26 protein-coding genes, 2 tRNA genes and 1 other RNA gene are annotated in these 26543 nt (G+C 68.7%); 16 read left to right on the top strand and 13 right to left on the bottom strand.

The genetic code is table 11. The features are described from left to right. Positions 1 to 64 precede the first annotated feature (64 nt). The 3 genes from SK803_RS18975 (at position 65) to SK803_RS18985 (ending at position 1793) form a co-directional block, all read left to right on the top strand. Positions 65 to 235 (top strand): antitoxin, encoded by a 171-nt coding sequence (locus SK803_RS18975; protein WP_319967344.1) that lies wholly within the window; start codon positions 65 to 67, stop codon positions 233 to 235. Further along, positions 236 to 877: a putative glycolipid-binding domain-containing protein gene (locus tag SK803_RS18980; protein ID WP_319967345.1), complete on the top strand. Its 642-nt coding sequence runs from the start codon at positions 236 to 238 to the stop codon at positions 875 to 877. It abuts the gene before it with no gap. An 82-nt stretch (positions 878 to 959) separates the two neighbouring features. After that, positions 960 to 1793, top strand: a complete 834-nt coding sequence (locus SK803_RS18985) for a helix-turn-helix domain-containing protein (protein ID WP_319967346.1) — start codon at positions 960 to 962, stop codon at positions 1791 to 1793. A 147-nt stretch (positions 1794 to 1940) separates the two neighbouring features. Here the strand turns inward: SK803_RS18985 and SK803_RS18990 are convergent, their stop codons facing one another. Together SK803_RS18990 and SK803_RS18995 are read right to left on the bottom strand one after the other, a co-directional pair. Next, a complete protein-coding gene (locus tag SK803_RS18990) occupies positions 1941 to 4049 on the bottom strand; it encodes a S9 family peptidase (protein ID WP_319967347.1) in 2109 nt (702 codons plus the stop codon). 32 nt (positions 4050 to 4081) lie between these two features. Continuing rightward, a complete protein-coding gene (locus SK803_RS18995) occupies positions 4082 to 4687 on the bottom strand; it encodes a DUF4097 family beta strand repeat-containing protein (protein WP_319967348.1) in 606 nt (201 codons plus the stop codon). A gap of 187 nt (positions 4688 to 4874) precedes the next feature. Here SK803_RS18995 and SK803_RS19000 point away from each other — a divergent pair, with 187 nt between their 5' ends. After that, positions 4875 to 5588, top strand: a complete 714-nt coding sequence (locus SK803_RS19000) for a GbsR/MarR family transcriptional regulator (RefSeq protein ID WP_319967349.1) — start codon at positions 4875 to 4877, stop codon at positions 5586 to 5588. Here the strand turns inward: SK803_RS19000 and SK803_RS19005 are convergent. The 6 genes from SK803_RS19005 to SK803_RS19030 all read right to left on the bottom strand — a co-directional run bounded on the left by SK803_RS19005 (position 5585) and on the right by SK803_RS19030 (position 12693). After that, the gene (locus SK803_RS19005) at positions 5585 to 6769 is read right to left on the bottom strand and encodes a thiolase family protein (protein WP_319967350.1); all 1185 of its coding nucleotides are present in this window, start codon (positions 6767 to 6769) and stop codon (positions 5585 to 5587) included. The genes SK803_RS19000 and SK803_RS19005 overlap by 4 nt on opposite strands. Positions 6770 to 6787: 18 nt before the next feature. Next, a complete protein-coding gene (locus tag SK803_RS19010; RefSeq protein ID WP_319967351.1) occupies positions 6788 to 8509 on the bottom strand; it encodes a hypothetical protein in 1722 nt (573 codons plus the stop codon). A gap of 10 nt (positions 8510 to 8519) precedes the next feature. Continuing rightward, on the bottom strand, positions 8520 to 10079 hold the full coding sequence (locus tag SK803_RS19015; protein ID WP_319967352.1) for a fibronectin type III domain-containing protein: 1560 nt from the start codon (positions 10077 to 10079) through the stop codon (positions 8520 to 8522). Between the two features lie 9 nt (positions 10080 to 10088). Continuing rightward, positions 10089 to 11027 carry a prephenate dehydrogenase gene (locus tag SK803_RS19020; RefSeq protein WP_319967353.1) on the bottom strand — a complete coding sequence of 313 codons (939 nt, stop codon included), beginning with the start codon at positions 11025 to 11027 and terminating at the stop codon, positions 10089 to 10091. A gap of 45 nt (positions 11028 to 11072) precedes the next feature. Then, a complete protein-coding gene (locus tag SK803_RS19025; protein ID WP_319967354.1) occupies positions 11073 to 11273 on the bottom strand; it encodes a hypothetical protein in 201 nt (66 codons plus the stop codon). 214 nt (positions 11274 to 11487) lie between these two features. Then, positions 11488 to 12693 (bottom strand): M20 metallopeptidase family protein, encoded by a 1206-nt coding sequence (locus tag SK803_RS19030; RefSeq protein ID WP_319967355.1) that lies wholly within the window; start codon positions 12691 to 12693, stop codon positions 11488 to 11490. A gap of 60 nt (positions 12694 to 12753) precedes the next feature. Here SK803_RS19030 and SK803_RS19035 point away from each other — a divergent pair, with 60 nt between their 5' ends. From SK803_RS19035 to SK803_RS19060, 6 genes are all read left to right on the top strand, one after another. Further along, a complete protein-coding gene (locus SK803_RS19035) occupies positions 12754 to 13242 on the top strand; it encodes a tRNA adenosine deaminase-associated protein (protein WP_319967356.1) in 489 nt (162 codons plus the stop codon). Between the two features lie 17 nt (positions 13243 to 13259). Continuing rightward, entirely contained in the window at positions 13260 to 13691 is a 432-nt protein-coding gene (locus tag SK803_RS19040) for a nucleoside deaminase (protein ID WP_319967381.1), read from the top strand. Between the two features lie 32 nt (positions 13692 to 13723). Continuing rightward, positions 13724 to 13808 (top strand) — tRNA-Ser (locus tag SK803_RS19045). A 302-nt stretch (positions 13809 to 14110) separates the two neighbouring features. Continuing rightward, entirely contained in the window at positions 14111 to 14506 is a 396-nt protein-coding gene (locus SK803_RS19050; RefSeq protein WP_319967357.1) for a GntR family transcriptional regulator, read from the top strand. Further along, positions 14503 to 15408, top strand: a complete 906-nt coding sequence (locus tag SK803_RS19055) for an ABC transporter ATP-binding protein (RefSeq protein WP_319967358.1) — start codon at positions 14503 to 14505, stop codon at positions 15406 to 15408. The genes SK803_RS19050 and SK803_RS19055 overlap by 4 nt, the downstream gene beginning before the upstream one ends. Beyond that, positions 15405 to 16382 (top strand): ABC transporter permease subunit, encoded by a 978-nt coding sequence (locus SK803_RS19060; RefSeq protein ID WP_319967359.1) that lies wholly within the window; start codon positions 15405 to 15407, stop codon positions 16380 to 16382. The genes SK803_RS19055 and SK803_RS19060 overlap by 4 nt, the downstream gene beginning before the upstream one ends. A gap of 9 nt (positions 16383 to 16391) precedes the next feature. Here SK803_RS19060 and SK803_RS19065 read toward each other — a convergent pair whose 3' ends face one another. Next, a complete protein-coding gene (locus SK803_RS19065; protein ID WP_319967360.1) occupies positions 16392 to 17159 on the bottom strand; it encodes a maleylpyruvate isomerase family mycothiol-dependent enzyme in 768 nt (255 codons plus the stop codon). Positions 17160 to 17359: 200 nt separating this feature from the next. Between SK803_RS19065 and SK803_RS19070 the strand changes: the two genes are divergently transcribed. Then, positions 17360 to 19792, top strand: coding sequence for an endonuclease/exonuclease/phosphatase family protein (locus tag SK803_RS19070; RefSeq protein ID WP_319967361.1), 2433 nt, complete (start codon positions 17360 to 17362; stop codon positions 19790 to 19792). A gap of 29 nt (positions 19793 to 19821) precedes the next feature. Here the strand turns inward: SK803_RS19070 and SK803_RS19075 are convergent, their stop codons facing one another. The 4 genes from SK803_RS19075 to SK803_RS19090 form a co-directional block, all read right to left on the bottom strand. Beyond that, a complete protein-coding gene (locus tag SK803_RS19075) occupies positions 19822 to 20445 on the bottom strand; it encodes a GOLPH3/VPS74 family protein (RefSeq protein WP_319967362.1) in 624 nt (207 codons plus the stop codon). Between the two features lie 3 nt (positions 20446 to 20448). Next, positions 20449 to 21093: a GOLPH3/VPS74 family protein gene (locus tag SK803_RS19080; protein ID WP_319967363.1), complete on the bottom strand. Its 645-nt coding sequence runs from the start codon at positions 21091 to 21093 to the stop codon at positions 20449 to 20451. Beyond that, positions 21093 to 21746 (bottom strand): GOLPH3/VPS74 family protein, encoded by a 654-nt coding sequence (locus SK803_RS19085; protein ID WP_319967364.1) that lies wholly within the window; start codon positions 21744 to 21746, stop codon positions 21093 to 21095. The genes SK803_RS19080 and SK803_RS19085 overlap by 1 nt, the downstream gene beginning before the upstream one ends. A gap of 133 nt (positions 21747 to 21879) precedes the next feature. Continuing rightward, positions 21880 to 21964 (bottom strand) — tRNA-Ser (locus SK803_RS19090). Positions 21965 to 22105: 141 nt separating this feature from the next. Here SK803_RS19090 and SK803_RS19095 point away from each other — a divergent pair. The 5 genes from SK803_RS19095 to SK803_RS19115 all read left to right on the top strand — a co-directional run bounded on the left by SK803_RS19095 (position 22106) and on the right by SK803_RS19115 (position 26398). Continuing rightward, positions 22106 to 22444 (top strand): YciI family protein, encoded by a 339-nt coding sequence (locus tag SK803_RS19095; protein ID WP_319967365.1) that lies wholly within the window; start codon positions 22106 to 22108, stop codon positions 22442 to 22444. 7 nt (positions 22445 to 22451) lie between these two features. Then, positions 22452 to 23630 (top strand): RNA polymerase sigma factor, encoded by a 1179-nt coding sequence (locus SK803_RS19100; protein WP_319967366.1) that lies wholly within the window; start codon positions 22452 to 22454, stop codon positions 23628 to 23630. Further along, complete coding sequence (locus SK803_RS19105) at positions 23627 to 24202, top strand: maleylpyruvate isomerase family mycothiol-dependent enzyme (protein ID WP_319967367.1); 576 nt, start codon at positions 23627 to 23629, stop codon at positions 24200 to 24202. The genes SK803_RS19100 and SK803_RS19105 overlap by 4 nt, the downstream gene beginning before the upstream one ends. Before the next feature lie 14 nt (positions 24203 to 24216). Continuing rightward, an RNA gene (gene ffs, locus SK803_RS19110) (signal recognition particle sRNA small type) lies at positions 24217 to 24313 on the top strand. Positions 24314 to 24343: 30 nt separating this feature from the next. Further along, positions 24344 to 26398: a DNA polymerase III subunit gamma and tau gene (locus SK803_RS19115; RefSeq protein ID WP_319967368.1), complete on the top strand. Its 2055-nt coding sequence runs from the start codon at positions 24344 to 24346 to the stop codon at positions 26396 to 26398. Positions 26399 to 26543: the final 145 nt, after the last annotated feature.

Below are 26543 nucleotides of genomic sequence, written 5' to 3' on the forward strand. Positions count from 1 at the left end.
ATCGCTGGCTATCACCACGCGGGCCCCACTCGGGTACCCTGCGTCAGGAGCGGAGGAGCACCACATGAACTTCGACGAGATCAAGAACAAGGCCATGGACCTGGCTCAGGAGCACCACGAGCAGGTCGACAAGGGCGTGGACGCCGCAGCGGATTTCGTCAGCGGCAAGTTCGGTCACGACGAGCAGGTCGACTCGGTTGCCGAGAAGATCAAGGACATCCTTCCAGGTGGATGAGTGAACTCCTTCAACGCCACTGACGCGGGGCGGGTCACCTCCACCGGAGAGACCCGCTCTCCTTCTGCCCGCAGGCCAGAGATGATCACCTGGCAGGGCATTCACGAGCCACGGCTCGAGCAGGTCCGGTTGCTGCTTTCCAGCGACCAGCGCCTGCGCGCCTCTGGCCGCCTGGTCGCCGCCGGCCCCGACGAGCAGTTCAACGCCTCGTTCGAGGTCTCCGTCGGCGAAAGCGGCCAGGTGAACAGGCTCCTGCTGCGCACGGCCACAGTCCTCGAAGAGCGCCAGTGCTCGCTGTCGAGGACCGAGGACGGCGCCTGGCTGGTCGACCACGGCCAGGGCAGCAAACGCGAGACGTTCAACGACGCGTTGGACGTCGACGTCCAGTTCGCCGTCCTGTTCAACGCCATCCCGATCCGCAGGCTCGGTCTGCACCGCGAACCGGGCGAGCACGCGCTGCCCGTCGTGCGGGTGTCGCTGCCCGACCTGACGGTGAAGGCCGTGACGCAGACCTACAAGACGGTGTCGGTGGGGGACGACGTCTCGGTCGTGCGGTTCAAGAGCGGCGGGTTCGAGCAGAACATCAAGGTCGACCCGAACGGCCTTGTCGTCGAGTACCCGTTGATCTCGAAGCGAATTTAGAACCCTTCCAAGAAGTACTTCCTTCGTGGCGAGTCGTGTCCAAACGATGGAAGGAAGGGCTTCGGCCTTCTAGCGTCCGACCATGCCGAAACGAATTTCGAGCGTGGTCGGCCGCTCGTTCGGTGATGGCGTCCGCGACGCCATCCGGTCCACTGGAATGACCCAACGCCAGATCGCTGAGTTGCTGGGCTGGGAAGAAGCCAAGGTCTCGGACCTGGTCCAGGGCAAGGGCGGAGTCACCGAGGCCGAGGTGGCTCAGCTGCTCGGCCTTTGCAGAGTCGAGGCAGCTGAGGTCCGGCGCCTTCTCACGTTGTTCAACGAGTCCCGTGAGAAGGGCTATCTCCAGTTCGTCGAGGATGGCATCTCGATGCCTGGGCGCACCTTGATGGAGCAGGAGCGGCACGCCAACAAGATCGTCTCGTGGTCGTTGGTCCTCGTACCCGGCCTACTGCAGATCGCTGCCTACGTCCGCGCGGTGTCCGACCGTGCCATGCCGCGGAAGCCGCAGCACCATCACGACGAGATGATGAGGGTGAAGCTTCAGCGGCAAGCCGTCTTCCACCGCAGTCGTGAGTTCGTCTTCTACATTCACGAAAACGCGCTTCGGCTACCGGTTGTCGAGCCGAACCTGATGAAGGAGCAGTTGCTCCACATCCTGACGATGTCGATGCGCCCGTACGTCACCGTGCGCGTCCTGCCTCTCGCTGCCGGCGCACATGCCGGTGTGGAGGGATCGTTCTCGAAGCTGTCGTTCGAGAAGTTCGAACCGGTGATCTTCCTTGAGAACGCGAGAACTGCCCTGTTCCTCGAGGACAAGAGCAGCTTGACCTACTGCGACGAGGTGCTGAAGGGGATCGACGAGCTCGCCCTAGATGTCGAAGAGTCCAGGGTCTTGATCTCCAGGCTGCTGCCCTGATGAGGCGCCCAGAATTGTCAGACCTGCTTGAGATGATTGGAGTGGGACCCGTATCCCCCCAGGGGGTCCTCTAGTCTGTATCGATCCCGCAAAAACGCCGACCACGCACCTGCCCCTCTCGGACAAGGCGTGGTCGGCGTTCCTCACTTACATCATCTCGCCCAGCACCTCCGGGTCGATGATGATCGGCGCGGGCCGGTAAGCCGGCGGCTCGACGCCCATCAGCGAGCGCACCAGGAAGTCCCAGCAGCGCGTCCGCACGTAGGCCAGCCGGTCGATGAACAGGTGCTCGGCACCCGGCACGATCAGCATCTCGAAGTCCTTGCCGGCCGCGATCAACGCGTCGGCCAGGCGCAGTGCGTGGTCCGGGTGGACCGTGTCGTCCAACTCCCCGTGGACCAGCAACAGCTTGCCCTGCAACTGGTCCGCGATCTCGACGTTCGAGGCGCGCAGCCACGCCGATGGGTTGTCGGCGCCGTCGCACGACTCCGCCCAGCCCAGCCCGATGTACCGGGCGTCGTGCGAGCCGGACAGCGCCACACCGGCGTGGAACGTCTCGGGGAAGGCGAGCATCGCCCGTCCCGCGGCGAACCCACCGCCGGAGTGGCCCATCACGCCGACGCGGTCGAGGTCCATCCACGGCCGTGAGGCCGCGAGCTGCTGTAGTGCTGCGACGTGGTCTTCCAGGCTGCCCGCGTCGGACAGGCGGCCGTACGAGACGTCGAGGAAGGCCCTGCTGCGGCCGGGGGTGCCGCGTCCGTCGAGCGCGACCACCACGAAACCGAGTGCTGCCAACGGTTCCGCGTCCAGGCCCATGCCGCCGGGGTCGAAGCACGGGTCGACCCTGGTGACCTGCGGGCCGGGGTAGACGCTGTCCACGATCGCGTAGCTCTGCGACGGGTCGAAGCCGCGCGGCTTGTAGAGCACGCCGTAGATGTCGGTGAGGCCGTCCGCCGCCTTGACGCAGAAGCGTTCCGGGGCGGTCCAGCCGGTGGCGAGCAGCCGGGTGATGTCGGCGGTCTCCAACGACACCAGCACGTTGCCGGACCAGTCGCGGACCACGGTCACCGGCAGGGTGTCCACAGTGGACGCGGAGTCCACGAAGTACTGCTTGTTCTCCGAGACCGTGACGACGTGGTCGAGCGAGTCGTCCGTGAGGCGGGCGAACCCGGTGCCGTCCAAGGCAATTCGGCAGACCGTGCGGCGGTACGGGTCTTCGGGAACCAGGCCCGACGCGGTGAAGTACACGATTCCGTCGTCGACGTGCAGGATCTCGCGCACCAGCCACTGGCCGGAGGTGACCTGGCCGAGGAGTTCGCCGGTGTGCAGGTCGTAGCGGTAGAGGTGGCCCCAGCCGTCGCGCTGCGAGAACCACAGCACCTCGTCGTCCAGCACGCGGACGATCGGCGGGCCGTACATGAACTGGTTGGGGCCGACGCGGTTGGAGCCGGTCTCGCTCACGACGACCCGCACCTCGCCGGTGCGGGCGTCCATCCGGTTCAGGTTCAGGGTGTGCTGGTCGCGTGGCCGGCTGAGGAAGTAGACAGCCGAGCTGTCCGCGGCCCACCACGCCCAACCGGCCATGATCGGGGAGAACTCCGGCATGAGCAGCGGTTCGGTCTGCGCGAAAACCGCGGTGTTGTCGGGGATGTTGAAGACGACCAGCTCGGCCAGCGGCATGGCCGGGTCGCCGGGGTAGGCGTAGCGCTGGGTGTGCACGCGGGGCGCGCTGCCGTCGGCGGGGCGTGACTCGATCAGGTGGGTCTGGCGGACTTCGCGCTGGTCGGTGCGGTGGGCCAGGACCTTGGTCGAATCGGGGGACCAGGCCAGGGCAGGTGGCATGTGCGGCAGGCCGAACTTGCGCATCAACGTGCTGTAGCTCATGGCGTCCGGGCCGTAGCCGTACCCGTGGTCCTGCTCGCCGTCGGTGGTGAGCGCCCACTCGCGTTCGCCGGAGCGGGCCCAGAGGTCGTGGCCGCGGCGGGAAACGGCCACCTTGCCGTCCGGGGACGAGACCTCCAGCGGGTTGCCGGGCGGTGCGATGAACGGCATGGGGTCGAAGCCCGGCGTGCGGGTGCCTGCGGCCGGGTCGACGACGATGAACTGGCGATCGTCGCCGTCCCGGACCTGGTACCAGAAGCGGGCACCGCCGTCGATCCACTGTGGACGGACCTTGTCTCCGACGACGAGCTCTCCTGGACGGGCGGCGCGGCGGAGGAGTTGTTCTGCGGCTTGGTAGTTGTCGGCGGTGCTCATGGTGGTTTCTTCTCCCCAGTTTCTTGGTGTGGTCAGAGGCTGCGGGCGGTGATGTCGCCGTAAGCGGTGGTGGCGCGGATGTTCAGGTCGGGCGTACCGCTGTTCTTGAGGGCGTTGTGGACGCGGCCGTAGGAGGTGCCGGCGTCGAGCGAGGCGGACAGTCCGGCGGCGACGCCGACGGTGATGTCGCCCTTCTCGGTCTTGAGCTCGGCGGAGCCGGTGAGGCGGCCGACCTCGATGTCACCGGCCTGCGTGGTCAGCTGGACGTTCGCGGCTTCGTCGATCTTGATGTCGCTCTGGGCGGCCTCGAAGGCGATGTCGCCGAGCCGTCCGACGCCGCGGAACTCGGCGGCGGCGGCCTTGGCCTCGACGTTCGAGCCGGCGGGCAGCTGGACGGTGATCTCCACGGAACCGGAGGCGCCGAGGAGCTGGTTCCGCACGCTCGTCCTGATCCGCAGGACGCCGTCGGTGAACACGACCTCGGTGTCCTCGGCGGCCTTCACGTCGCGGCTCTTCGAGGGGTTCGTGGGGCGGATGTCGACGGCGGTGTCGTCGCGGTCGGCGGCGATGAACTGAACGCGCCCGGCGGGGATGTCGAGGAGAGCGGCGATCGGGGCGGTGGTGGCGAAGGTCTGCATCTCTGGCTCCTGTGGCTCGTTGTTTCTGATGAGCGAAAAGCTACGTTGCGTTCACGGATTCCGACAACAAGCTTGTTGCGTTGAAGTCGAGTAACTGCACGTCAAAGCATCCAAACTGTTGCAATGGAGATGAGATCTAACGCAACGACTGTTGCAATGGGATGAAGGTGAAAGCTATGCTCCCGGCATGCCAGGAGGCCGATTGACCCAGCAGGAGCGCCGGCAGATCGCCATCGGCCTGGCCGACGGCCTCGCCTACGCGGAGATCGCCCGTGCGCTCGACCGCCCCACCTCGACGGTGACGCGCGAGGTGATGCGCAACGGCGGTCCGGCCGGCTACAAGGCCGATCTCGCCCACCTCGCCACCGAACGCCGTGCGCAACGGCGCAAGCAGGCCGCGCCCCGAGGCCGGCAGACGCCTGAACGGGCCGACGGGCGCGACCCCGAGGCGGTGCGGGAGTTCGAGGAGGCGTTCTCCGAGATCTTCATCGCGCAGGGGTTGCCCAAGATGACGGCCAGGGCTCTCGCCAGCCTCTACGCGACCGACTCCGGCAGCCTCACCGCGTCAGAACTGGTCAACCACCTGCAGGTCAGTCCGGCGTCCGTGTCCAAGGCGATGTCGTACCTCGAAAGCCAGGGCCTGATCGGCCGTGAGCGCGACGAACGCCGCCGTGAGCGCTACGTCGTCGACGAGGGCGACATCTGGTACCAGTCGATGATCGCCAGCGCCGCCGGCACGTCCAAGCTCGCCGACGCCGCACGGCAGGGCGTCGGCGTCCTCGGCTCCGGCACCCCGGCGGCCGACCGCCTGGAGAACATCTCGCGGTTCCTCGACTTCGTGTCGGAGAGCATCGTCCGCGCGGCCGAACAGGCCCGCGACATCCTGCACCCCAAGGGTTAGACGCGAACCGCGACCGCCACGCCCTGCCCGACACCCACACACGCGGCCGCGATCCCAACGCCACCACCACGTGCCCGCAGGTGCCGCGCCACATCGATGATCACGCGTGGCATCGACGCGCCCAACGGGTGTCCGTAAGCGATCGCGCCGCCGTGCACGTTGACCTTCTCGCGGTCGATCTCCGGGAGGTGGTGCAACACCGACAGCGCCATGGCGGCGAACGCCTCGTTGATCTCCCACAGGTCGACCTGCGCCGCTTCGAGATGCAGGCGCTTCAACAACTTCCGGATCGCGGACACCGGCGCGATCGTGAACCGGTGCGGCTCCTCACCCGTGGTCGCGCTGCCGAGCACCTCACCCAACGGCGCCACGCCCAACTCGGCCGCGATCGCTTCCGTGCCAAGCAAAGCGGCCAAAGCTCCGTCGTTCAGCGGCGACGCGTTGCCCGCCGTCACCGATCCGTTCTCCGAGAACGCCGGCTTCAACTTCGAGAGCTTCTCAACGCTGGTGTCCGCACGGACGTTCTCGTCGCGCCGGATCGTCGTCCCGTCCGGCAACTGCACCGGAAACGCGAAACCCTCGTGCACACCGGCATCCCACGCGGCAGCGGCACGGCGGTGTGAGCGCAGCGCGAAGGTGTCCATCTGGTCGCGCGTGATGCCCAGTTCGTGAGCCACGTTCTCGGCGGCCAGCCCCAACGGCACGGTGTAGTGCTTCGGCATCCGCGGGTTCACCAGCCGCCAGCCCAAAGCCGTCGACACGGTCTCCATGCGGTCGGGGAAGGCCTTGTCCGGCCGGGCCGTCACGAACGGCGCCCGCGACATCCCTTCCACACCACCGGCAACGATCAGATCCGCATCGCCCGCGGCCAACGCCCGTGCGCCCTGGATGATCGACTCACCGCCGGAGGCGCACAGCCGGTTCAGGGTCACGCCCGGCACGGAGACCGGCAGACCGGCCAGCAGCGCGGCCATGCGGGCGACGTTGCGGTTGTCCTCGCCGGCGCCGTTCGCGTCGCCCAGCAGCACGTCGTCGATCCTGGCCAGGTCGAGGCCGGGATAGCGGCGCAGCAGGTCGACGATGGGCAGCGAGGCGAGGTCGTCCACCCTGATGCCGGACAGACCTCCCCGGTACCTGCCGAACGGCGTGCGGGCGGCGTCGATGATCAGTGCGCGAGCCATGCCCCCATCTTGCGCCAGTTACGGCTTCAGCAAAAAAGGAACGTAGCCCGTTTCGGGGTGCACCTCTGAATCGGTGCTGAACGCCTTCACCTCGATGGCGTGCGCCCCGGCGGACAGGGAGCCCGTGTTGAGTGAAATCCGCCACCGGCCTGCCGCTGCTGGTCCGTCGGCCGTGGTCGGGACCGTGGCGACGTGGGTGCCGTCGAGCCTGACCTCGAACCCGGCGAGGCCTGCCACGGCCGCGTCGAGGGCGTTGATGCGGACTTCCAGGACCACTCGGCCGCGGTTGAAGGCGGCGCCGTTCTCGATGGGCTGGCCGCCGGCGTCCAGGACTTCGGGGACCGGGTCGGCGAGCAACGGCCGTGCGTCGACCAGAGGCGTGCCGGACTGGCGTTGCGGAGGGCTCTTGGGGCCGGTCAGCTCGACGTCGGTGTGGGTGACCTGGATGCGCTCGGTGGTCACGAGCTGGACGTTGAGGTTGTCGGTGAAGGCCTCTTTGGGCAGGTCGGCGATGGCCGGGTACTCCGCGCCGGGCTTCCACGGCGTGCCCTCGACGGCCGGGCGCAGGGGCACCTCGACGCCGTTGATCTTCACGGCCGTGACGGGCGGGCTCTCTCGCGACGGGATCAACGCGATCCGCAGCTGACCCGCGGTGACGTCGGCGATCGGGTGGGTGCTGGTGCTGGCGGGGCCGTCCACGCGGACCTGCGGTGTCGGGGCGGCGGGCGGTGCGTCGGCCTTGGCGGTCCGGTAGCCGATGAGGTCGATGCCCGCGCGGATCCGGTCGCCGGCCAGCGCCGCGACGCCGATCAGTGCCGTCGCCTCACGCCACTGCGGCACGAACGGCGAGGTGGCGACGACATCGCCGTCGCGCACGAGCTGCGTGCCGTTCTTCGTGAGCACGACTTCCCAGCGCACGGTCACGCCTGGCACCGCGGCCGGGATGGCCTTGGTGATCGTGCCGTCCGGGACGAGCTCGACGATCGAGTTGCCGGAGACGTCCGTGGAGACCGAGGCGCGGACGGCGCCGGGCAGCACCGGCTCGCCCTGGACGCTGACGGGTCCCGGCACGAGGTCGAACAGCAGCTTGCCGCCGGTGCCGGGGGCGTCGGTCTCGACCACGAGCCTGCTGTCGTCGTCGCCGCGGACGAACGGCGTGCGGGACCTCAACGTCACGGCCCGCGTGCCGCAGCTGCTGCTGATCACGAGCCGGTCGTGGTCTTCCTCGTCGCCCGAGGTCGCGCGGGCGCAGTCGGTGCGTTTGGTGAGCCGCCACCGTTGCAGGTCGGGCTCGTCCGAGCCGTCGAAGCGGTCGACGAACGTGTAGGGGGCGTTGTCGGCGCGCGGTGTCGCCTTGGTGCGGGCGGGCTGGGAGCGTTGGCCGAACGAGTCGACCGCGCGGATGTCGATCTGCTGCTCGCGCTCGTTCTCCAGGCCGTTGAGCTGGGTGCCCGGCCTGGTCACGAGCTTGGTCCGCTCGCCCCAGCGCACCTCGTACGCGGGGGCGTCGCCGGTCCAGTTGAGCTGGATCTTGTGGTGACCGGCGCGCGCGACGACGTTGGCCGGCGTGCTCGGGCGGCCCTGCGGGCTCGGCACCAGCAGCTGCTCCGCGACGAACGGCTTGAGCTTCGTCGGCGGCGGGGGAGCGGTGGGCAGGTCGGAGCTACCGCCGGTGTCGCGCAGCACGATCACGCCTACCACCAGCGCGATGCCTGCGACAGCGAAGGCGACCCGCTTCATAGCGGTCACGCTAAGGCGTTTTGCCCAGCTCGAACACGGTTTCGGTGATAACGGGTTCGCCATGGTCCGCCGGAAGGACGCTGAGCTTGAGCCGAGCGTTCGCCCCCGGCCCCAGGACCTTCGCGTCGAGCCAGAACTCGTGCCGGCCTGGGACCGCGGAGCCCTGCTCGTTGGTGGGCAGCGCGACGATCCGTTTGCCGTTCAGTTCGAGCTCGATGCCGCGGTGCCCGATGGCGTTGATCTCGGCCGTGACGAGGATGCGTCCCTTGCGCGGCAACGGTTGTGGGGGCTTCGTGCCGTCGTCGTGCATGACGTGCAGCCTGGGCCCGCCGGTCTTGATGCCGGCGGGCCTGTCCGCGAGCTTCGGCAGGGTGCCGGGGCGGCTTTCGGGCTTGCGGATGACCACGAGCTGAGCCGGGGGCGCGACCGCGATCCTCTTGGCGCTGACCGGGATGTCGACGACCCTGACCTGGTTGCCCGGCTCGGCCGTGACGACCTTCGCCGCGACCGCGTCCTGCGGCACCTCGGTTTCCGGCAGAAGTGGGATCACCTCGGTGGGCACGGCCCGTTCCGGCACGCCGCCGACACCGAACGAGTCCAGGAACCCGCCGCCGTCGATCCGGATTCGGGGGTGCACCAGCGGCGTCTTGATCGCAACGGCCTCGTAGGCGACCACGACACCGTCCCTCAGCGCGACCACCGCGTCCGGCAGCACCCGCATCTCCCACCGGTGCCGCACACCCGCCACGAGCCCGGTGATCTGCGAGTCGCCGAGCGTGACCTGCTTGTCGGTGCGGGGCAGATCGGCGTCCGCGATGATCCGCGTGCCCTGGGTCGTGATGTCGAGGCTGACCGCGCCACGCGGCTGGACGTCGGTCTCCTTCAGGTACTGCCACGGGTCCGGCAGCAGCGTCAGCCGCACGTGACTCGACTCGACGGCACCGGCCACGCTGATGATCGCCCGCCCGACCGCGCCGTCACTCGCCGGCACCCCGAACCTGACCGGCGTGTTCGACTGGAACGCCGCCATCGAGCAGTCGACGTCGATGCGCTTGCTCTGCCCGAACGGCCGCAACCCGAGGCACTCCGGTTCCGCCTCGACCCGCCACTTGCGCGGGTCCAGCGACTCCGGCCCGTCGAACCTGTCGGTCTGCCCGACGAGCTGGTCGTCCCACTTGTCGTCGTAGAGGTCCTTCGGCGTCGCGGCGATGGTGAGCGGCTCGGACCGCTTGCCCGTCGCGCTGACCGCGCGGATCTCGACCTCGGTCCGCTGATCGGGGTTGAGCCCGACAAGCTCGACCTCGGGCCCTGGCACGAGCTGCTCGTTGCCGTTCCACCGCACCTCGTACGCCGACGCGGAGCCGTTCCACGCGATCTGCAGCGCGTCCACGTCCAACGCCTGAGCCCGCGGGTTGGCCGGCTTCATCGGATCCTGCTGCTGCACGACCTCGACGCCGTCGTCGATCTCACGCTTCAACGTGTCAGGTGCATCGCCTGTCCGGAGCGCCACCACGGCGGCGATGACGAGCGCGAGTCCACCGAGCCCACCGGCGAGCGTCCGTCGATCCACCCGGAGACCCTACGATGTTTCCGCTTCGGCGGTGCTTCCGTTCAGCCCAACCACGCGTCCGCCACGCGACCCAAGGTTCCGCAGCGCCGCCAGCGCCCCTGGCTTGGTCAGGTCGATCGTGATTTTCGTCCGCTGCGGCTGGCTGACCAGCGCGTTCCTGCCCTCGTGCCCGGCCTCGATCGTCTTCGCGAGCCCACCCGTGGACGCGAGCGATCCTCGCGCCGCCCCGAGCCTGCCAAGAGCGTCGTCAACGGCCATCAGCAGCGCGTCCCGGTTCCCCTCGCACATCGCGCGGACGAGCTCCGGCCTGCTGCCCGCAACCCGCGTGCCGTCCCCGAAACTGCCCGCCGCGAGCGCCATCGCCAACGGCCCGCCGTCAGCCCCGACCGCCGCCAGGATCGCCGCCATGATGTGCGGCAGGTGACTGATCCGCGCCACCGCCTCGTCGTGCTCCTCCGGCGTAGTCGGCACGACGTGCGCCTTCAGGTCGAGCGCCAGCCGCATCACGTCGTTGAGGTGGTCGTCCGCCTCCTCCGGCGTGACAACCCAGGCAGCGCCTTCGAAGAGATTCGCGCTGCCCGCGTCCCACCCGCTCTTGCTGGTGCCCGCCATCGGATGCCCGCCGACGAAGCGCGTGTTGGCGGCGTACCGGTGCACAGCGTCGTGGACAGGCCCTTTGACGCTGGTCACGTCCGTGAGGCGGGTGTGCGCGGGCACCTTGCGCAGCAGATCCGGGAGGGCGGGCATGGGCACGGCAAGGACGACGAGCGCCTCCGGATTCCGGCCGAGGGCCTCGTCCACCGTCGTGATGTCGAAGCCCTCAGCGCGCGCCTTGTCCGCGTCCTCTTTGCTCGCCGTCGCACCCCACACCGTGCGGCCGGCAGCCTTGGCGCCCCGCAGCACGGAGCCGCCGATCAGTCCCAGTCCGATCACGCACACGTCTCGCACGCGCCCATCATTCCGTGCGACACGTGCGCGGACCTACGCGCCTGGTCAGGCGCCACCGGCCAGACGTCGTACAACGACCAGTGCGCCTTGCCAGCTCACTCTGGTCACCACAACCGTGCCCGCGAGAGCAGCGAAGGTGATGAGCAGTGCTGAGGGCGGTTCTTGGCCGCGCTCGATCAGCCACCCCGTGAAGCCGAAGGTCATCGCCACCACCAAGGCATGCGCCAGCGTGAAAGGTTGCGTCATTGCACAACTCCGTCATTCGATGATTGTGCCGAACACATCGGCGTGTATGGCACATCTTTACCGCGAAGGATCTTCCGGTGCAATTATTTGCTGTTAAGGGCGGCCATCTCCGCAGTTCAGCGCCGTTTATTCGCTCGAACGGGTGATTCTCCTTGGAGGCCCTCCAATTTGGAGGACCTCCAAGGGGAATCGGTTTCTGGATGAGGAGAGGTATTCAGCGGAGGGCGTCCAGCGCGAACGCCGCGTACATCGCCACCCCGTGCTCCATCGCCGCCTCGTCGAACAGCACCCGGTTCGAGTGGTTGGGCGCGGCCTCCTCCAAATCAATCCCACGCGGACAAGCCCCGAGGAACGCCAACGCCCCCGGCACCTTCTGCAAGACGTAGGAGAAGTCCTCGGCACCCATCAACGGATCGTGCATCGGCTCGCTCCACGACGGCCCCATCGCCTTCGCCGCCAGGTCCACCACGTGCGTCCCGACCTGGTCGTCGTTCACCGTCACCGGATAGCCCGGCACGATGCTGACCTCGGCGTGGCACCCGTACGCGGCGGCCGTGTGCTTCACGACCAGCTTGAGCTCCTTGTGGACCAGCCTGCGGGTGTCCTCGGACAGCGTCCTGATCGTCCCGTCGAGCGTCGCCACCTCGGGGATGATGTTCGTGGTCGTGCCCGCCTTGATCTGCGCGACGGTCACCACAGCCGGCTGGTGCACGCTGACGCGGCGGCCGAGCATCGTCTGGATCGCGCCGACCATCGCCGCGGCGGCCGGTACCGGGTCCAGAGCGTTGTGCGGCATCGCGCCGTGGCCGCCGCGGCCCTTCACGTGGATGTGGAACGAGTCCGCGGAGGCCATGATCGGGCCGGGGCGGGAGGTCACCACGCCGGACTTCGTCGTGGACGTGATGTGGAGTGCGAACGCCTTTTCCACGCCGTTGTCCAGCAGGCCTTCCTCGATCATGTACCGGGCGCCGTGATAGCCCTCCTCGCCCGGCTGGAACATGAACACGACGTTGCCTCGCAACGCGTCCCGCCGGTCCACCAAGAGTCGTGCGGACGACGCCAGCATCGCCACGTGCGTGTCGTGCCCACAGGCGTGCATGTTGCCGTCCACTTCGGACGCGTAAGGCAGCCCGGTCTCCTCCTGGAGCGGGAGGCCGTCCATGTCGCCGCGCAAGAGCACCGTGGGCCCTGGCCGTTCGCCTTCGAGCACCGCCACGACCGAGGTCGTCGACTCGCCCTTCGTGACCTTGACAGGCAACCCCTCCAACGCGTGCAGGATCGCCGCCTGCGTCTTGGGGTTCTGAAGTCCCTGTTCAGGGTGTCGGTGGACCTGGCGCCGCAGTGCCACCGTGCGGGGCTGCAGCGCGCGGGCCCCTTCGAGCAATCCGGCGAGACGTGGGTCCGGCGTAGTTGTGCTCATCTATCGATGGTGCCACCACCTCGGCTACCGGGAAGGTCGTCTGGGCCCTACGGTGTGCACATGACACAGCAGGAGCCGGTCAACGGCTTCGCGGTCGCGGTCGTCCGAGAGGACGGCCGCTGGCGGTGCAACAGGATGGACAGCTCCGCGCTGTCGGAGCTGGACGCGGCGATCACACAGCTGCGCCAACTGCGGTCGACCGGCGCGGTGTTCGGCCTCCTGGCCGTCGATGACGAGTTCTTCATCATCCTGCGCCCGGTCCCCGGCGGCGTGGCCCTGTTGCTCTCCGACGCGGCCGCCGCCCTCGACTACGACATCGCCGCCGACGTCCTGGACCTCCTGCGCGTCGAGCCACCGGACGAGGAAGACACCGAGCTCTGGCCGGAGGGCGACCTCGGCGTGCTGAGCGACCTCGGCATGCCCTCGCACGAACTCCAGATCATCGTCGACGAGGTCGACCTCTACCCGGACGAGCAGCTCCAGATGATCGCCCAGCGCATCGGCTTCATCGACGAGTTCACGAAGCTGCTCGACACGATCCAGGCGTGATCCCCACCTCAGAGGACATGGTCCGCGCGGCTCTGCGCGCGGCGTCCAACGCGGGCACCGACGTCCCGATCGGCGCGGTCGTCTTCGCACCGGACGGCTCCGTGCTCGCCGAAGCCTGCAACGCACGTGAGGCGACGGGCGACCCCACGGCGCACGCGGAGATCCTGGCGCTGCGGGCGGCGGCCGCGAAGTTCGGCGACGGCTGGCGGCTGGACGGCTGCACCCTCGCGGTGACCTTGGAACCGTGCACGATGTGCGCCGGCGCGTTGGTGCTCGCCCGTGTTTCCCGTCTCGTCTTCGGCGCCTGGGAGCCCAAAACCGGGGCTGTGGGGTCGCTTTGGGACGTCGTGCGCGACCGCCGGCTCAACCATCGGCCGGAGGTCTACGGCGGTGTGCTCGAAGCCGAGTGCGCTGACCTGCTCGAACGCTTCTTCCGGACCCAGCGTTAACCCACTGGATCGGCCCCTGTATGGTTCTTACCGGTGGCGTGTCCGAGCGGCCGAAGGAGCACGCCTCGAAAGCGTGTGAGGTTAACGCCTCCGTGGGTTCAAATCCCACCGCCACCGCTGACGAAGGGCCCCGGAGCGATCCGGGGCCCTTCTTGCGTTCTCAGAACCTCATCGTGCCCAGGAACTCATCCAGCAACCCGGCGTCCCCGCTGAGGTCGACCGTCCACTCCGCACCGGAGTCGTCGGCGACGGTCTGGTCAGCCACGGGCCCAGCTCCGCGGCTGTCTCACCCGCGTAGGAGTCGACGGAGTGCGCTTTGCTGACGACCTGTCGATCTCCGGGAACTTCTCGCCGACCATTGCCGGGTGTCGATCTTTACTGCTTTACTAGGTTCCTAGTAAAGCAGTAAAGGGGAGCTCATGTTCGTCTTCCGGATCGACAGCGGATCGGGTGTGCCGCCCTACCTGCAGCTCGTCCAGCAGGTGCGTCAGGCCGTGCTGCTCGGCTTCCTCAAGCACGGCGATCGGCTGCCGTTGATCCGCGAGGTGGCCGAGACCGTGGCGATCAACCCGAACACGGTGGCCAAGGCCTACCGGCAGCTGGAGCAGGAAGGGCTGGTCACCGGGCGTCCGGGGACGGGCACCTTCGTCAACGAGACTCCGGCCGCCACCATCTCGCCCGCGACCTACACCTCGTTGCAGCGCGGTTTGGAGACCTGGCTGGGCCGGGCGCGTGCCGCCGGTCTGGACGAGCAGGCGATCAACGCGCTCTTCACCGCAGCCGTCAACCAAGCGAAGAATGAGAACATCGCATGACAGCAACCGAATACGCGCTCCGGACCGATGGTCTGGGCAAGCGCTACCGCAAGGTGTGGGCGCTGCGCGACTGCTCCCTGGCCGTTCCCGCCGGCCGGGTCACCGCCCTGGTGGGTCCCAACGGCGCGGGCAAGAGCACGTTCCTGCGTCTGGTGGTGGGGTTGCTCGCACCCACGACCGGCAGCGTCGAGGTGCTCGGCCAGTCTCCCGCCACCAACACCCCGCAGGTGTTGTCCCGCATCGGGTTCCTCGCGCAGGACCACCCGCTCTACAAGCACTTCACCGTCGCGGAACTGCTCCGCCTCGGCTGCTCGTGCAACCTGCGCTTCGACCAGGGTCTGGCCGAACGGCGGCTGGCGCGGCTGGAGATCCCGCTCGACCGCAAGGCCGGTGCGCTCTCCGGTGGCCAGCAGGCTCAGGTCGCACTGGCGTTGGCGCTGGCCAAGCGTCCCGACCTGCTGGTGCTGGACGAACCCATGGCCAGCCTCGACCCGGTCGCCCGCTTGGAGTTCCTCCAAGCCCTGATGGGGGCGGTCGCCGCCGACGGCATGACCGTGCTGTTCTCCTCGCACGTCGTGCCTGAGCTGGAACGCGTCTGCGATCACCTGATCGTGCTCAACCACAGCCGGGTGACGCTCGCCGGTGACATCGACACGTTGGTGGGGGAGCACCGGTTGCTCGTCGGTCCGCGCACGACCACGGACGTCGACAAGGCCGGCACGGTCGTGGAGGCCACTCACAGCGAACGGCACACGACGCTGCTCGTGCGCGACGGCGGTTTGCCGGCGGCTCCCGGCTGGCAGGCGAGCCCGGTGGGACTGGAGGACCTGGTGCTGGCCTACCTGCGCTGGCCCGCGCGCCAGGACGTCGAGCCCACGACCATGGCGGAGGTGCCGGCATGACCTGGCTGACCTGGCGGCAACACCGCGCCGAGGTGTACGCGCTCGGCCTGTTGGTGGCGGTGATCGGAGCGTTCCTGCTCGCTGTCGGGCTGCAGATGCACTCGTTGTTCCCCGGCGGTGCCGGGCAGTGCCTGGGCGCCGACCTCTCCGAGACGTGTTCGACCGCGATCAGGCGGTTGAACGAGGAACACGGGTACGCCTCCAAGATGCTGAACCTGTTCAGCCTCGTGCCGTTCCTGATCGGCGCGTTCTTCGGCGCACCGCTGGTGGCCCGCGAGCTGGAGGCCGGCACCTGGCAGTTCGCCCTGACCCAGTCCGTGCCGAGGATGCGCTGGCTGGCGGTCAAACTGGGTGCCCTCGGCCTGGCGACGGCGCTGCTCACCGGCGTCTTCTCGGCCCTGATCACGTGGTACCGGCAGCCGATAGACGTTCTCGACGGCCGATTCGGGGCTGACGCGTTCGACCTGGAAGGGCTCGTCCCCGCGGGGCACGGGCTGTTCGCGTTCGCCGCCGCCACGGCAGCGGGCGCGGTGCTGCGCCGCAGTCTGCCCGCACTCGCGGTCGCCCTCGGCGCCTTCCTCGCGGTCCGCGTGTTCGTGATGGGTTGGTTGCGGCCGAACTACCAGGAACCGCATCGTCTCGTGGAACTCGTGGCCGCCGACGACCCCGCAGACCCCGGCAATCCGCGGATGTCGACCGGCAGCCACCTCGACTGGACGATCTCGACGGGTTACGTGGACTCGTCGGGCCGCCCCCTCTCGCTCTACGACTCCGTGATGATGTACTCCGCCGCGGAGAAGCAAGGCGTGAAGTTCAGCGCATATCTGCACGAACGGGGCGTGCAGCAGTGGATCGAGTACCAGCCGGCCGAACGGTTCTGGACGTTCCAGCTCGTGGAGACCGCCATCTTCACCGGCCTGGCCGCGGCGCTGCTCGCACTCGTCGTGTGGCGGTTCAAACGCCGGGTCTTCTGAGCACGCGTCTCAGAAGCGCACCCGATCGAGGAACAGGCCGAGCAGCTCGGCGTCCCCGAACACCTCCAGCCCCTCCACCGGCCGCCGCCGGTACACCGCCAGCACCAGCTCGACGACCGGACCGCGCAACGCCACCGCGGCCTTCTCGTGCCCCTGCCGCACCACCGGCGAAGCCCCCGTGAGATCGATCACGAACTCGGCCTCGACGTCGGTCGCGTGCAGGTGCACGGTCCGCCCCGGCCCCAACAGCGGAGCGGTCTCCGCAGGCCAGCGCATGAACGCGTAAGGCAACGCCAGTGCGGTCCACTCCGAGAGCGTGTCCCGCGCGACCTCGGGACCCAGGGAAAACGGCGCACCCAGCGCGTTCGCCACGTCCCAGCGGTGCAGGACGGTCTCGTGCGTCATCCGGCGCGACCACACGCGCGGTCCGGGGTGGCCGCCGATCGTCGCGATCATGAGATCCGGGTCGACGGCCAGCAGCGCCTCCGACAACGAGGCGGCACCCTCCACCAGCCACGGGATGACGTCGGAGGCCTTCTCGCCGGCGTACGAGGCCAGCTCCAGGGCGCCGTTGCGGTCGTACGGGATCTCCGTGACCCGCTCGCGGATCATCAGATCGGCCCACCGGTGCGCGTGGCCGACGTGGCGGACCAGCTGGTTCAGCGTCCAGTCCGGCGTCGACGGCACGGCGATCGAGAGGTCCGCGCCATCCAGCGACGACACGAGGAGCGAGGTCTGGTTGATGATCTCGGCGCAGCGGCGCTCGTAGTCCAGCATGCCTCTGAACGTAGGGACGCCGGCCGGTGCCTGGGAGGGGACCACCGGCCGGCGTTCCGAATGCGAGCATACACCATGATCGAACACTTGTTCGAGTGATCATTGATGGGCCAACCGGTTAACCGTTAGTAACAACGCCTTCCAAACATCACCTGATCGGGGAAAGATGCGTCGGTCCGCCGCATCCCCTGGAGGAAGTTTTGAGACCCACCCTGCCCGGCGTCGGGACAGCGGTGGTGGCGCTCGTACTCGCCGCCGCACCCGCTGTCGCCGCTCCCAGCACAGACGCGCTGATCTCCGAGGTTTACGGAGGCGGCGGCAACTCCGGCGCCACGCTCAAGCAGGACTTCGTCGAGCTCGCCAACAAGAGCGCCTCGGCGATCAGCCTGGACGGTTACAGCGTCCAGTACATCTCGGCCACGCCCGGCGCGAGCACGCAGTGGGGCGTCACTCCGCTGACCGGGTCGATCGCGCCCGGCAAGACGTTCCTCGTCGCCGAGGCCAAGGGCACCGGCGGCACCGTCGACCTGCCTGCCCCGGACGCCACCGGCACCATCGCGATGAGCGGCACCGGCGGCACCATCGCGCTGGTCAACGGCACCGCGGCGCTCACCTGCAAGACGGCGGCGGACTGCGCTGCCGACCCGCGCATCAAGGACCTCGTCGGCTACGGCACGGCGGTCGTGCGTGAGGGCACCGCGACGAACGCCCTGAGCAACACCACCTCGGCGTTCCGCAACATCGAGCTCGGCGACACCGACGACAACGCCACCGACTTCAAGGTCGGCGACCCGAACCCGACCAACTCCAAGGGCGAGACCCCGGGCGGCGGCAACCCGGATCCCGACCCGGACCCCGTGCCCGGCGACAAGCGCATCCACGACATCCAGGGCGTCACGCGCATCTCGCCGTTGCTCGGCCAGAAGGTCACCAACGTCCCCGGCGTCGTCACCGGCACGCGCGCCACGGGTGACCGCGGCTTCTGGATCCAGGACACGACCAGCCCGGACGCGGACCCGCGCACCAGTGAAGGCGTCTTCGTCTACACGGCCGGCACCGCGCCGACCGTGGCCGTCGGCGACAGCGTGCTGGTCAGCGGCACGATCGCGGAGTACCGGCCGGGTGGTGAGACGGGGTCCAACCAGACCCTCACCGAGATCACCCAGCCCACCACGCTCACGGTGTCGAAGGGCAACCCCGTTCCGGCGCCGGTCGTCGTGCGCAACATCCCCGGCGGCTACCTGCCCGCGCCCGGCGGCAGCATCGAGCAGCTCCCGCTGGAGCCGGAGAAGTACGGCCTCGACTACTTCGAGTCCCTCGAGGGCACGCTGGTCCAGGTCAACGACGCCCGCGTGGTCGGCCCGAGCAACGCGTTCGGCGAGGTCTGGGTGACGGTCAACCCCGACCAGAACAAGAACCTGCGCGGCGGCACCACCTACACCGCCTACGACCAGGCCAACAGCGGCCGCCTGAAGATCAAGGCGACCCCGCTGCCGGTGTCCAACGTCGGTGACGTGTTCTCCGGCGCGACCGTCGGTGCCATCGAGTACACGAACTTCGGCGGCTACACGCTGGCCGCGCTGACTCTGGGCCAGCACGTCTCGTCCGACCTGCAGCGCGAGATCACCGCGCAGCAGAAGGAGAGCGAGCTGTCGGTCGCGACCTACAACGTCGAGAACCTCGACCCGTCCGACCCGCAGAGCAAGTTCGACCGGCTCGCCGAAGGTGTCACGACGAACCTCCGCAGCCCGGACGTCGTTGTGCTGGAAGAGATCCAGGACAACAACGGCGCGACCAACGACGGTGTCGTCGCGGCCGACCAGACGCTGCAGAAGTTCTCCGACGCGATCGTCGCCAAGGGCGGCCCGCGCTACCAGTGGCGGCAGATCGACCCGGAGAACCTGAAGGACGGCGGCGAGCCCGGCGGCAACATCCGGGTCGGCTTCTTCTTCAACCCGCAGAGAGTGTCCTTCGTGGACCGTCCCGGCGGCGACTTCAAGACCGCGGTCGAGGTCGTCAAGAAGAACGGCCGCGCGGCGCTTTCCGTGTCACCTGGCCGGATCGATCCGCTGAACGACGCGTGGGCGAACAGCCGCAAGCCGCTCGCCGGTGAGTTCAAGTTCCGCGGCCGCACGGTCTTCGTGGTCGCGAACCACTTCAACTCCAAGGGCGGCGACGAGGCCATCCACGGCCGCAACCAGCCGCCGAACCGGTCCTCCGAGGTGCAGCGCGCCAAGCAGTCCGCGGCGCTGAAGGCGTTCACCGAGCAGATCCGCGCGATCGACAAGGGCGCCAACGTGGTGCTCGCGGGCGACCTGAACGACTACCAGTTCTCACCCGCCGTCAAGGCCCTCACCGGCGACGGCAACCTCAAGGCGCTGATCGAGACGCTGCCCGCGAACGAGCGGTACAGCTACGTCTTCGAGGGCAACTCGCAGACGCTCGACCACCTCGTGCTGAGCAAGAACATCACGCGCTTCAGCTACGACGTGGTGCACATCAACGCCGAGTTCGCCGACCAGGCGAGCGACCACGACCCGCAGATCGTCCGCGCCCGCCCGTCCACGGGTGACGCGAACATCGACAAGCTCGTGTTCGCGCTCGAGGACATCCTCGACTGCCTGAAGAAGTAGAACCGCCCAGCCCGACCGCTCAGTGGCCGTCACCTCAGAAGTCGTCCTTCTGAGGTGGCGGCCACTGTCGCGACCACCATCTCCGCGGCTACGGCGGCGTGAATCGCCGCTACAGCAGGAGCACACCCGTCGGCGAGCTGTTTCGCACGAGCGGTCAGCTCGTGTTTGCCGCCGCTGAACACCTTGTGCACGGACTTCACCGCGTGCAACAACGAGATCAACGCTCCGCTGCGCGCATCGGGAGCGCGGTGCCCGAACAGCGTGCTGCCGACCGCCGTGCGCACCTCGCCCGCCACCGCCGGGTCGCGGATCACGAAGCCACCGAAGATCCGCTTCTCCACAGCTAGGACGCCGCGCGCCTCCAGCCCCGCCATCACGTTGTCCCGCACGTGACGCCGGATTCGCGGCACGGCCCGCCGCGGGGTCAGCGGCGCTCGCAGGCGGACCAGCGACTCGTGCAGGAGCGGGTGCGGCAACGGCGTCGGGTCAGGGACCCAGAGCTGCAGGCCGTTCGGGTCGTAGGCGAGGCGCCCGGAGTGCACGAGCTCGATCAGCATCGCGCCGGAGAGCGCGTTCTCGACAGCCTCCGGCCCAGCCAGCGCCTGGCCTGTCCGCTCGTCGACGAACAGCAGCAACAGGTCCTCTGGCAGCACGTGTCATCCACCTTGTGACGCGGCGGCGGCAGCGGCCGTCGCGGCCACCACACCGGCCTGGATCGCCTCGACCGCCCTGCGCACGGCGTCACCCGCCCAGTTGCCGGCGGCGACGTCCTTGGCCCGCTTGTTCATCTCGCGCTTGTCGTCCTCGAACACCTTGTGCACGGACTTCACCGCGTACAGCAGCGTGATCAACGCCCCCGTGTGCGCATCGGCCCCGCGGTACCCGTGCACGACCTCACCGACCGCCTTCCGCACCCGTTCGGACGCGCGCTCGTCGGTGATCACGTAACTCTTCGCCGGGAAGATCCCGAACACCTTCCGGGGCTTCACCTGCACGACGCCACGGCTTTCCAGCTGCGCGCTCACGTTGTCGCGCACCTTCTTCCGCAGGCGCTCCACCGCTTTCTGCGGCTTCATCGGCTTGTCGATCCTCGACACGGACTCCTGCAGCAACGAGTCCTTCAACGGCGTCGGATCGACGACCTCCAGCTTCTTGCCGTTCGGCTCGAACGCGACGCGACCCGAGTTCACCAGTTCGATGAGCACCGCGCCCGCGAGCGCGTTCTCCACCGACGAGGAGTCGACCCGCAGTTTGCTGTTTTGCTCGTTGATGAACAGCAGCATCAAGTCTTCGTGCAGCATCAGTTGGAACCGCCCCCCGAAAAGGCGGCCGTGGAAGCCACCACCGCCGCTGTGGTCGCGGCGTGCACCGCTTCGATCGCCTTCTTCACGGCGACCCCGGCCCAGTTCCCGGCCGAGATCTCCTTGGCCCGCGCGTTCATCTCGCGCTTGTCGCCCTGGAACACCTTGTGCACGCCTTTCACCGCGTACAGCAAGGAGATCAGCGCTCCCGATCGTTCGTCCGGTGCCCGGTACCCCTGCGCGACCTCGCCCACCTGACGCCGAAGTTCGCTGACCACACCGGGATCGTTGAGCGTGTAGGTCTTCGACGGGAAGATCCCGAGAATCTTGGTCTTCTCGACCTTCAACACGCCGCGCGCGTCGAGCTGCGCCATCACGTTGTCCTTCACGTGGTTCCGCAGCTTCTCCACCGCGCGCTGCGGCTTCATCGGCTTGGTGATCCTGCTGAGCGACTCCTGCAGGAACGCGTTGGTCAACGGCGCCGCGTCGACCGCAGCGAGCCTCTTGCCGTCCGCCTCGAACGCCACCCGCCCGGAGTTGACCAACTCCAGCAGCACCGCGCCCGCGAGCGAGTTCTGGACCGACGTCGAGTCCATCCGCACCCCGCCGGCCACCTCGTCGAGGAACAGCAGCATCAGGTCTTCGGGCAGCATCATGCAACGTTAACGCCAGAAGGGCGCCGAACGTTGAAGTTCGGCGCCTTTCTGGACCCGGGGTGCGGGGTGTCCCCGTAAGGCACAAAGAAGGCGGCGAGTGCTCTTCACGAGCACTCGCCGCCTAAGAGAGCGGAGGATACGGGATTTGAACCCGTGAGGGGGTGAACCCAACACGATTTCCAGTCGTGCGCACTAGGCCGCTATGCGAATCCTCCGTCGAGAACCTTACCGGACGGGTGTTCCGCAGCCCAAAACGGGGGTCGCGCACGGTCCCGCAAAAAATCTTCGAGGCGTGTGTCGATCTGGCGTCTGCCCGCTCGTCGTGATCCCGTAAGACCGGACCGAGGAGGGCAAACGTGAAGTACATGCTGTTGATCTACGCGGCCTCTGACCAGCAGGCGAGCTGCACCGTCGAGGACTGGATCGCCTACGAGAAGGAGATGAAGGACGCGGGCGTCCTGGTCTCCGGTCACTCGCTGGCCGACCTGGTCACCGCCACCACCGTCCAGGTCGGACAGGACGGCAGGCGCACCGTCACCGACGGGCCGTTCGCCGAGACCCGCGAGGTGCTGGGCGGCTACGACGTCATCGACGTGCCCGATCTCGACGCGGCGCTGGAGTGGGCGGCGAAGTGCCCCGGTTCGCGTGACGGCGGGGCGGTCGTCGTGAGGCCGATCGCAGAGTTCGACTTCTGAGTCTCCGATGAACGTCGAGCAGGTGTTCCGGGAGGAGCGCGGCCGGCTGCTGGCCACGCTGGTCAAGCGCTTCGGCGACCTCGACCTGGCCGAGGAGGTCACCTCCGACGCGATCGAGGCGGCGCTGAAGCACTGGCCGGTGGACGGGGTGCCGGATCGGCCCGGCGCGTGGTTGCTCACGACCGCGCGCCGCAAGGCCGTCGATCGCTTGCGCCGCGACCAGGTCTACGCGGCTCGGCTGGCGTTGTTGCAGGTGGAGGTCGACCGGGCAGATCCGCCGACGACGGACGCCCTGCCGGACGAACGGCTGGAACTGTTCTTCACGTGCGCGCACCCGGCGTTGCCCGAGGAGGACCGCGGCGCGCTGACCTTGCGTTGCCTCGCCGGGTTCACGACGCCGGAGGTCGCGCGGGCCTACCTGGTGCCGGTCACGACCATGCAGCAACGGATCGTGCGCGCCAAGAAGAAGATCAAGGAAGCGCGCATTCCGTTCCGCGTGCCGGACCCCGCCGAACTGCCGGAACGCCTGCCTGGCGTGCTGCAGGCCGTCTACTCGATCTTCACCGAGGGCTACGCGGCCCAGCGCACCGATCTCGCGGAGGAGGCCATCCGGCTGGCCAGGATCCTGCACCGCCTGCTGCCGGAGCGCGAGGTCACGGGCCTGCTGGCGTTGATGCTGCTGATCCACGCCCGCCGGGACGCCCGCGCCGACCTGCTGGAGGACCAGGACCGCACGCTCTGGGACCGCGACATGATCGACGAGGGCAGCGCGTTGGTCGAGAAGGCGCTGACCGGGGGACACGGCCCGTACGGCGTGCAGGCCGCGATCAACGCGCTGCACGACCAGGCCGAGGACTTCGCGAGCACCGACTGGCCGCAGATCGTCGCCCTCTACGACGTTCTGAACGCCCTCACTCCCTCCCCGGTGATCGCGCTGAACAGGGCCGCCGCGATCGCCATGCGCGACGGCGCCGCGGCGGGGCTCGCGCTGCTCGACGAACTCGCAGGCGTTCCCAAGCTCCGCGACTACCACCCGTACCGGGCGGCCCGCGCCGACCTGCTGCACCGCCTGGGTCGCAGCGCCGAAGCCGCCCAGGCCTACCGCGAGGCGATCGCGCTCGCGGGCACCGAACCCGAACAGGACTTCCTGCGCCGCAGGCTGACCGCCATCGAGGGGCAATCATGATCATGAAGTGGCTGGAGGCGGAACGGCTGAGCGTCGCTGACCTCCTCGACGACCTGACCGACGACGAGTGGCAGCGCGAGACCCTCTGCACCGGCTGGACCGTGCAGGAGATGGCTGCCCACCTGACCACGTCGACCCGCACCGGCTGGCGCGACGTGCTCACCGGCGCGGTGAAGGCGGGCTTCGACTGGAACCGAATGGAGGACCAGAAGGCACGCGCGCTGGCCGCACAGTTCACCCGGTCGGAGTTGATCGCACAGATCCGCGAGACGGCAGGCTCGCCGAAACGCGCGCCGATGGCCGCCCCGATCGACCCGTTGGTGGACTTCCTCGTGCACGGCCAGGACATCGCACGCGCGTTGGGCCGCGTCCGGGAGATGCCGCTCGAACCGGCCCAGGCCGCACTGGAGCACGTGCTGAAGAGCCCGTTCTGGGGCGCGCGCAAGCGTTTCCGGGAGTCCGGAACTCCCGATCTTCCGGCCCCTGACCTGCTGATGCTGGCCACGGGCCGCGAGTTGTCCACACCTGGGGACAACACTGTGGGCAACTCGAACACACGTTCGAAAAGCTAGCTCAGCTACACTTGCCAAGGACCTCGTGCGGCACACATCTCGCGAACCTCCCCAGGGCCGGAAGGCAGCAAGGATAAGCGGGCTCTGGTGGGTGCACGGGGTCCCCTTTTTCTGTCGGGGTCCACCGGTACTGTTCCGGGCGTGGCGCTCGCTCTGTATCGCAAGTACCGTCCGGCCACGTTCTCCGAGGTCGTTGGCCAGGAGCACGTGACCGACCCGCTGCGCGTCGCTTTGTCGGCGGGCCGGGTGAACCACGCGTACCTGTTCTCGGGCCCCCGCGGCTGCGGCAAGACCTCGTCGGCCCGCATCCTGGCCCGCTCGCTCAACTGCGTGAAGGGCCCGACCCCCGACCCGTGCGGCGAGTGCAACTCGTGCATCGGCCTGGCCCCGAACGGCACCGGCAGCGTCGACGTCGTGGAACTCGACGCGGCCTCCCACGGCGGTGTCGAAGACGCCCGCGAACTCCGCGACAAGGCCTTCTACGCCCCAGCTGAAGCCAAGTACCGCGTCTTCATCATCGACGAGGCGCACATGGTCACCACGCAGGGCTTCAACGCCCTGCTGAAGATCGTGGAAGAGCCGCCGGACCACCTGATCTTCATCTTCGCCACCACCGAGCCGGAAAAGGTCCTCCCGACCATCCGCTCCCGCACGCACCACTACCCGTTCCGCCTGATCCCGCCCGGCGTGATGCGCACCCTGCTGGAACGCAACTGCGTCGCAGAAGGCGTGGCGGTAGAACCCGCCGTCTTCCCCCTGGTGATCCGCGCGGGCGGCGGCTCCGCCCGCGACACCCAGTCGGTGATGGACCAGCTCCTCTCCGGCGCAGGCCCGGACGGCGTCAAGTACGAGCAGGCCCTCACCCTCCTGGGCGTCACCGACTCGGCCCTGATCAACGACGTGATCGACGGCCTCTCGGCAAGCGACGGCGCAGCGGTCTTCGGCACCATCGACCGCCTGGTAGAAGCCGGCCACGACCCCCGCCGCTTCGCCTCGGACCTCCTCGACCGCCTCCGCGACCTCGTCCTGCTGTGCGCAGTCCCCGACGCAGGCGAACGCAACCTGGTCAGCGCCCCGGCGGACGAACTGGCCACCATGTCGGCCCAGGCAGAACGAATCGGCCCGGCAGCCCTGACCCGCTACGCCGAAATCGTCCACACAGGACTGGTCGACATGCGCGGCGCCACCGCCCCGCGCCTGCTCCTGGAACTCCTCGTCTCCCGCATGCTCCTGCCATCAGTGAGCCAGTCGGAAGCCGCTCTTCTCCAACGCCTGGAACAACTAGAACGCCGCCCCCCAGCCCCCGCCGCCGCGCCAGCCGCAGCCGCACCCTCCGCCGCGCCCGCAGCGGCCGGAGCCCCAGCCCAGGCACCCGCCGCCGCAGCAGCTCCGCCCGCCGCAGGCGCTCCGGTCTTCACCCGCAGGTCCCAGCAACCGGCACCCCCGGCAGACGAGCAGCCAGAACCCCCACGCCAGGCCCAGGCGCCGGCCCGCCCGACCCCGGCACCCGAACCAGCGCCAGCCACAAGCCCGGCCCCGGCCGCCGCGGAAACCCCGGCCGCCGAGCCCACCCCGGCCTCAACTCCGGAGCCAGCAGCCGCCGCCCCCGGCGGCACCATGGACGCGACAGCAGTCCGCCGAGTCTGGTCCGACCTGCTGGCCGCAGTCCGCTCAAGCAGCCGCAGCACCGAGGCAATGCTGACCAACGCCATGGTCAGCGAGGTAGACGGCAACGTCGTGACAATCGCCCACACCTCGGCCCCCCTGGCCCGCCGCCTGGCCGAAGCCCGCAACACCGAGGCCATCGCCAACGCTCTCTCCACAGTCCTCGGCGGCACCTGGCAGGTCCGCTGCATCCACGGCACCCCAGGCGCCACAACCCAAGCCCCAACCCAGGCAAAGGCCGCCCGCCCAGCCCCCACCCGCCCAAGCCAGGCAGCAACGGCCCAGCCCACCAAAACCCCCGAGCCCCAACGCCAGAACCCACGCCCGCCAGCAGACGACGTCCCACCACCCCCGGAACCCCCGGAGCCAGACGAACCGCTCCCGCCGGAACCGGACGACGAAGAGTCAATGCTGGCCGAAGCCGCGCGCCCAATCGACCCGGACAGCGTGAGCACAGCCCAGGACCCAGAAGCCGTGATGCTCAAACTGCTGGCCGACGAACTAGGCGCCCGCCCACTGAAAAAGGCCTGACACCAGCCAAAGGCGAGCCACGCCGATGCCGCAGGCGAGGCGACCCGATGGCGAAGCCGAGCAGTGCCGACGGCGAAGCCGAGGCTCTTAACGCTTGAAACGGGAGGTTCCGGTGGGTGGTCCCGTCACGAGTCGTGCCTCAGCT

The sequence above is a fragment of the Lentzea miocenica genome, from assembly GCF_033949945.1.
GTDB lineage: Bacteria > Actinomycetota > Actinomycetes > Mycobacteriales > Pseudonocardiaceae > Lentzea > Lentzea miocenica.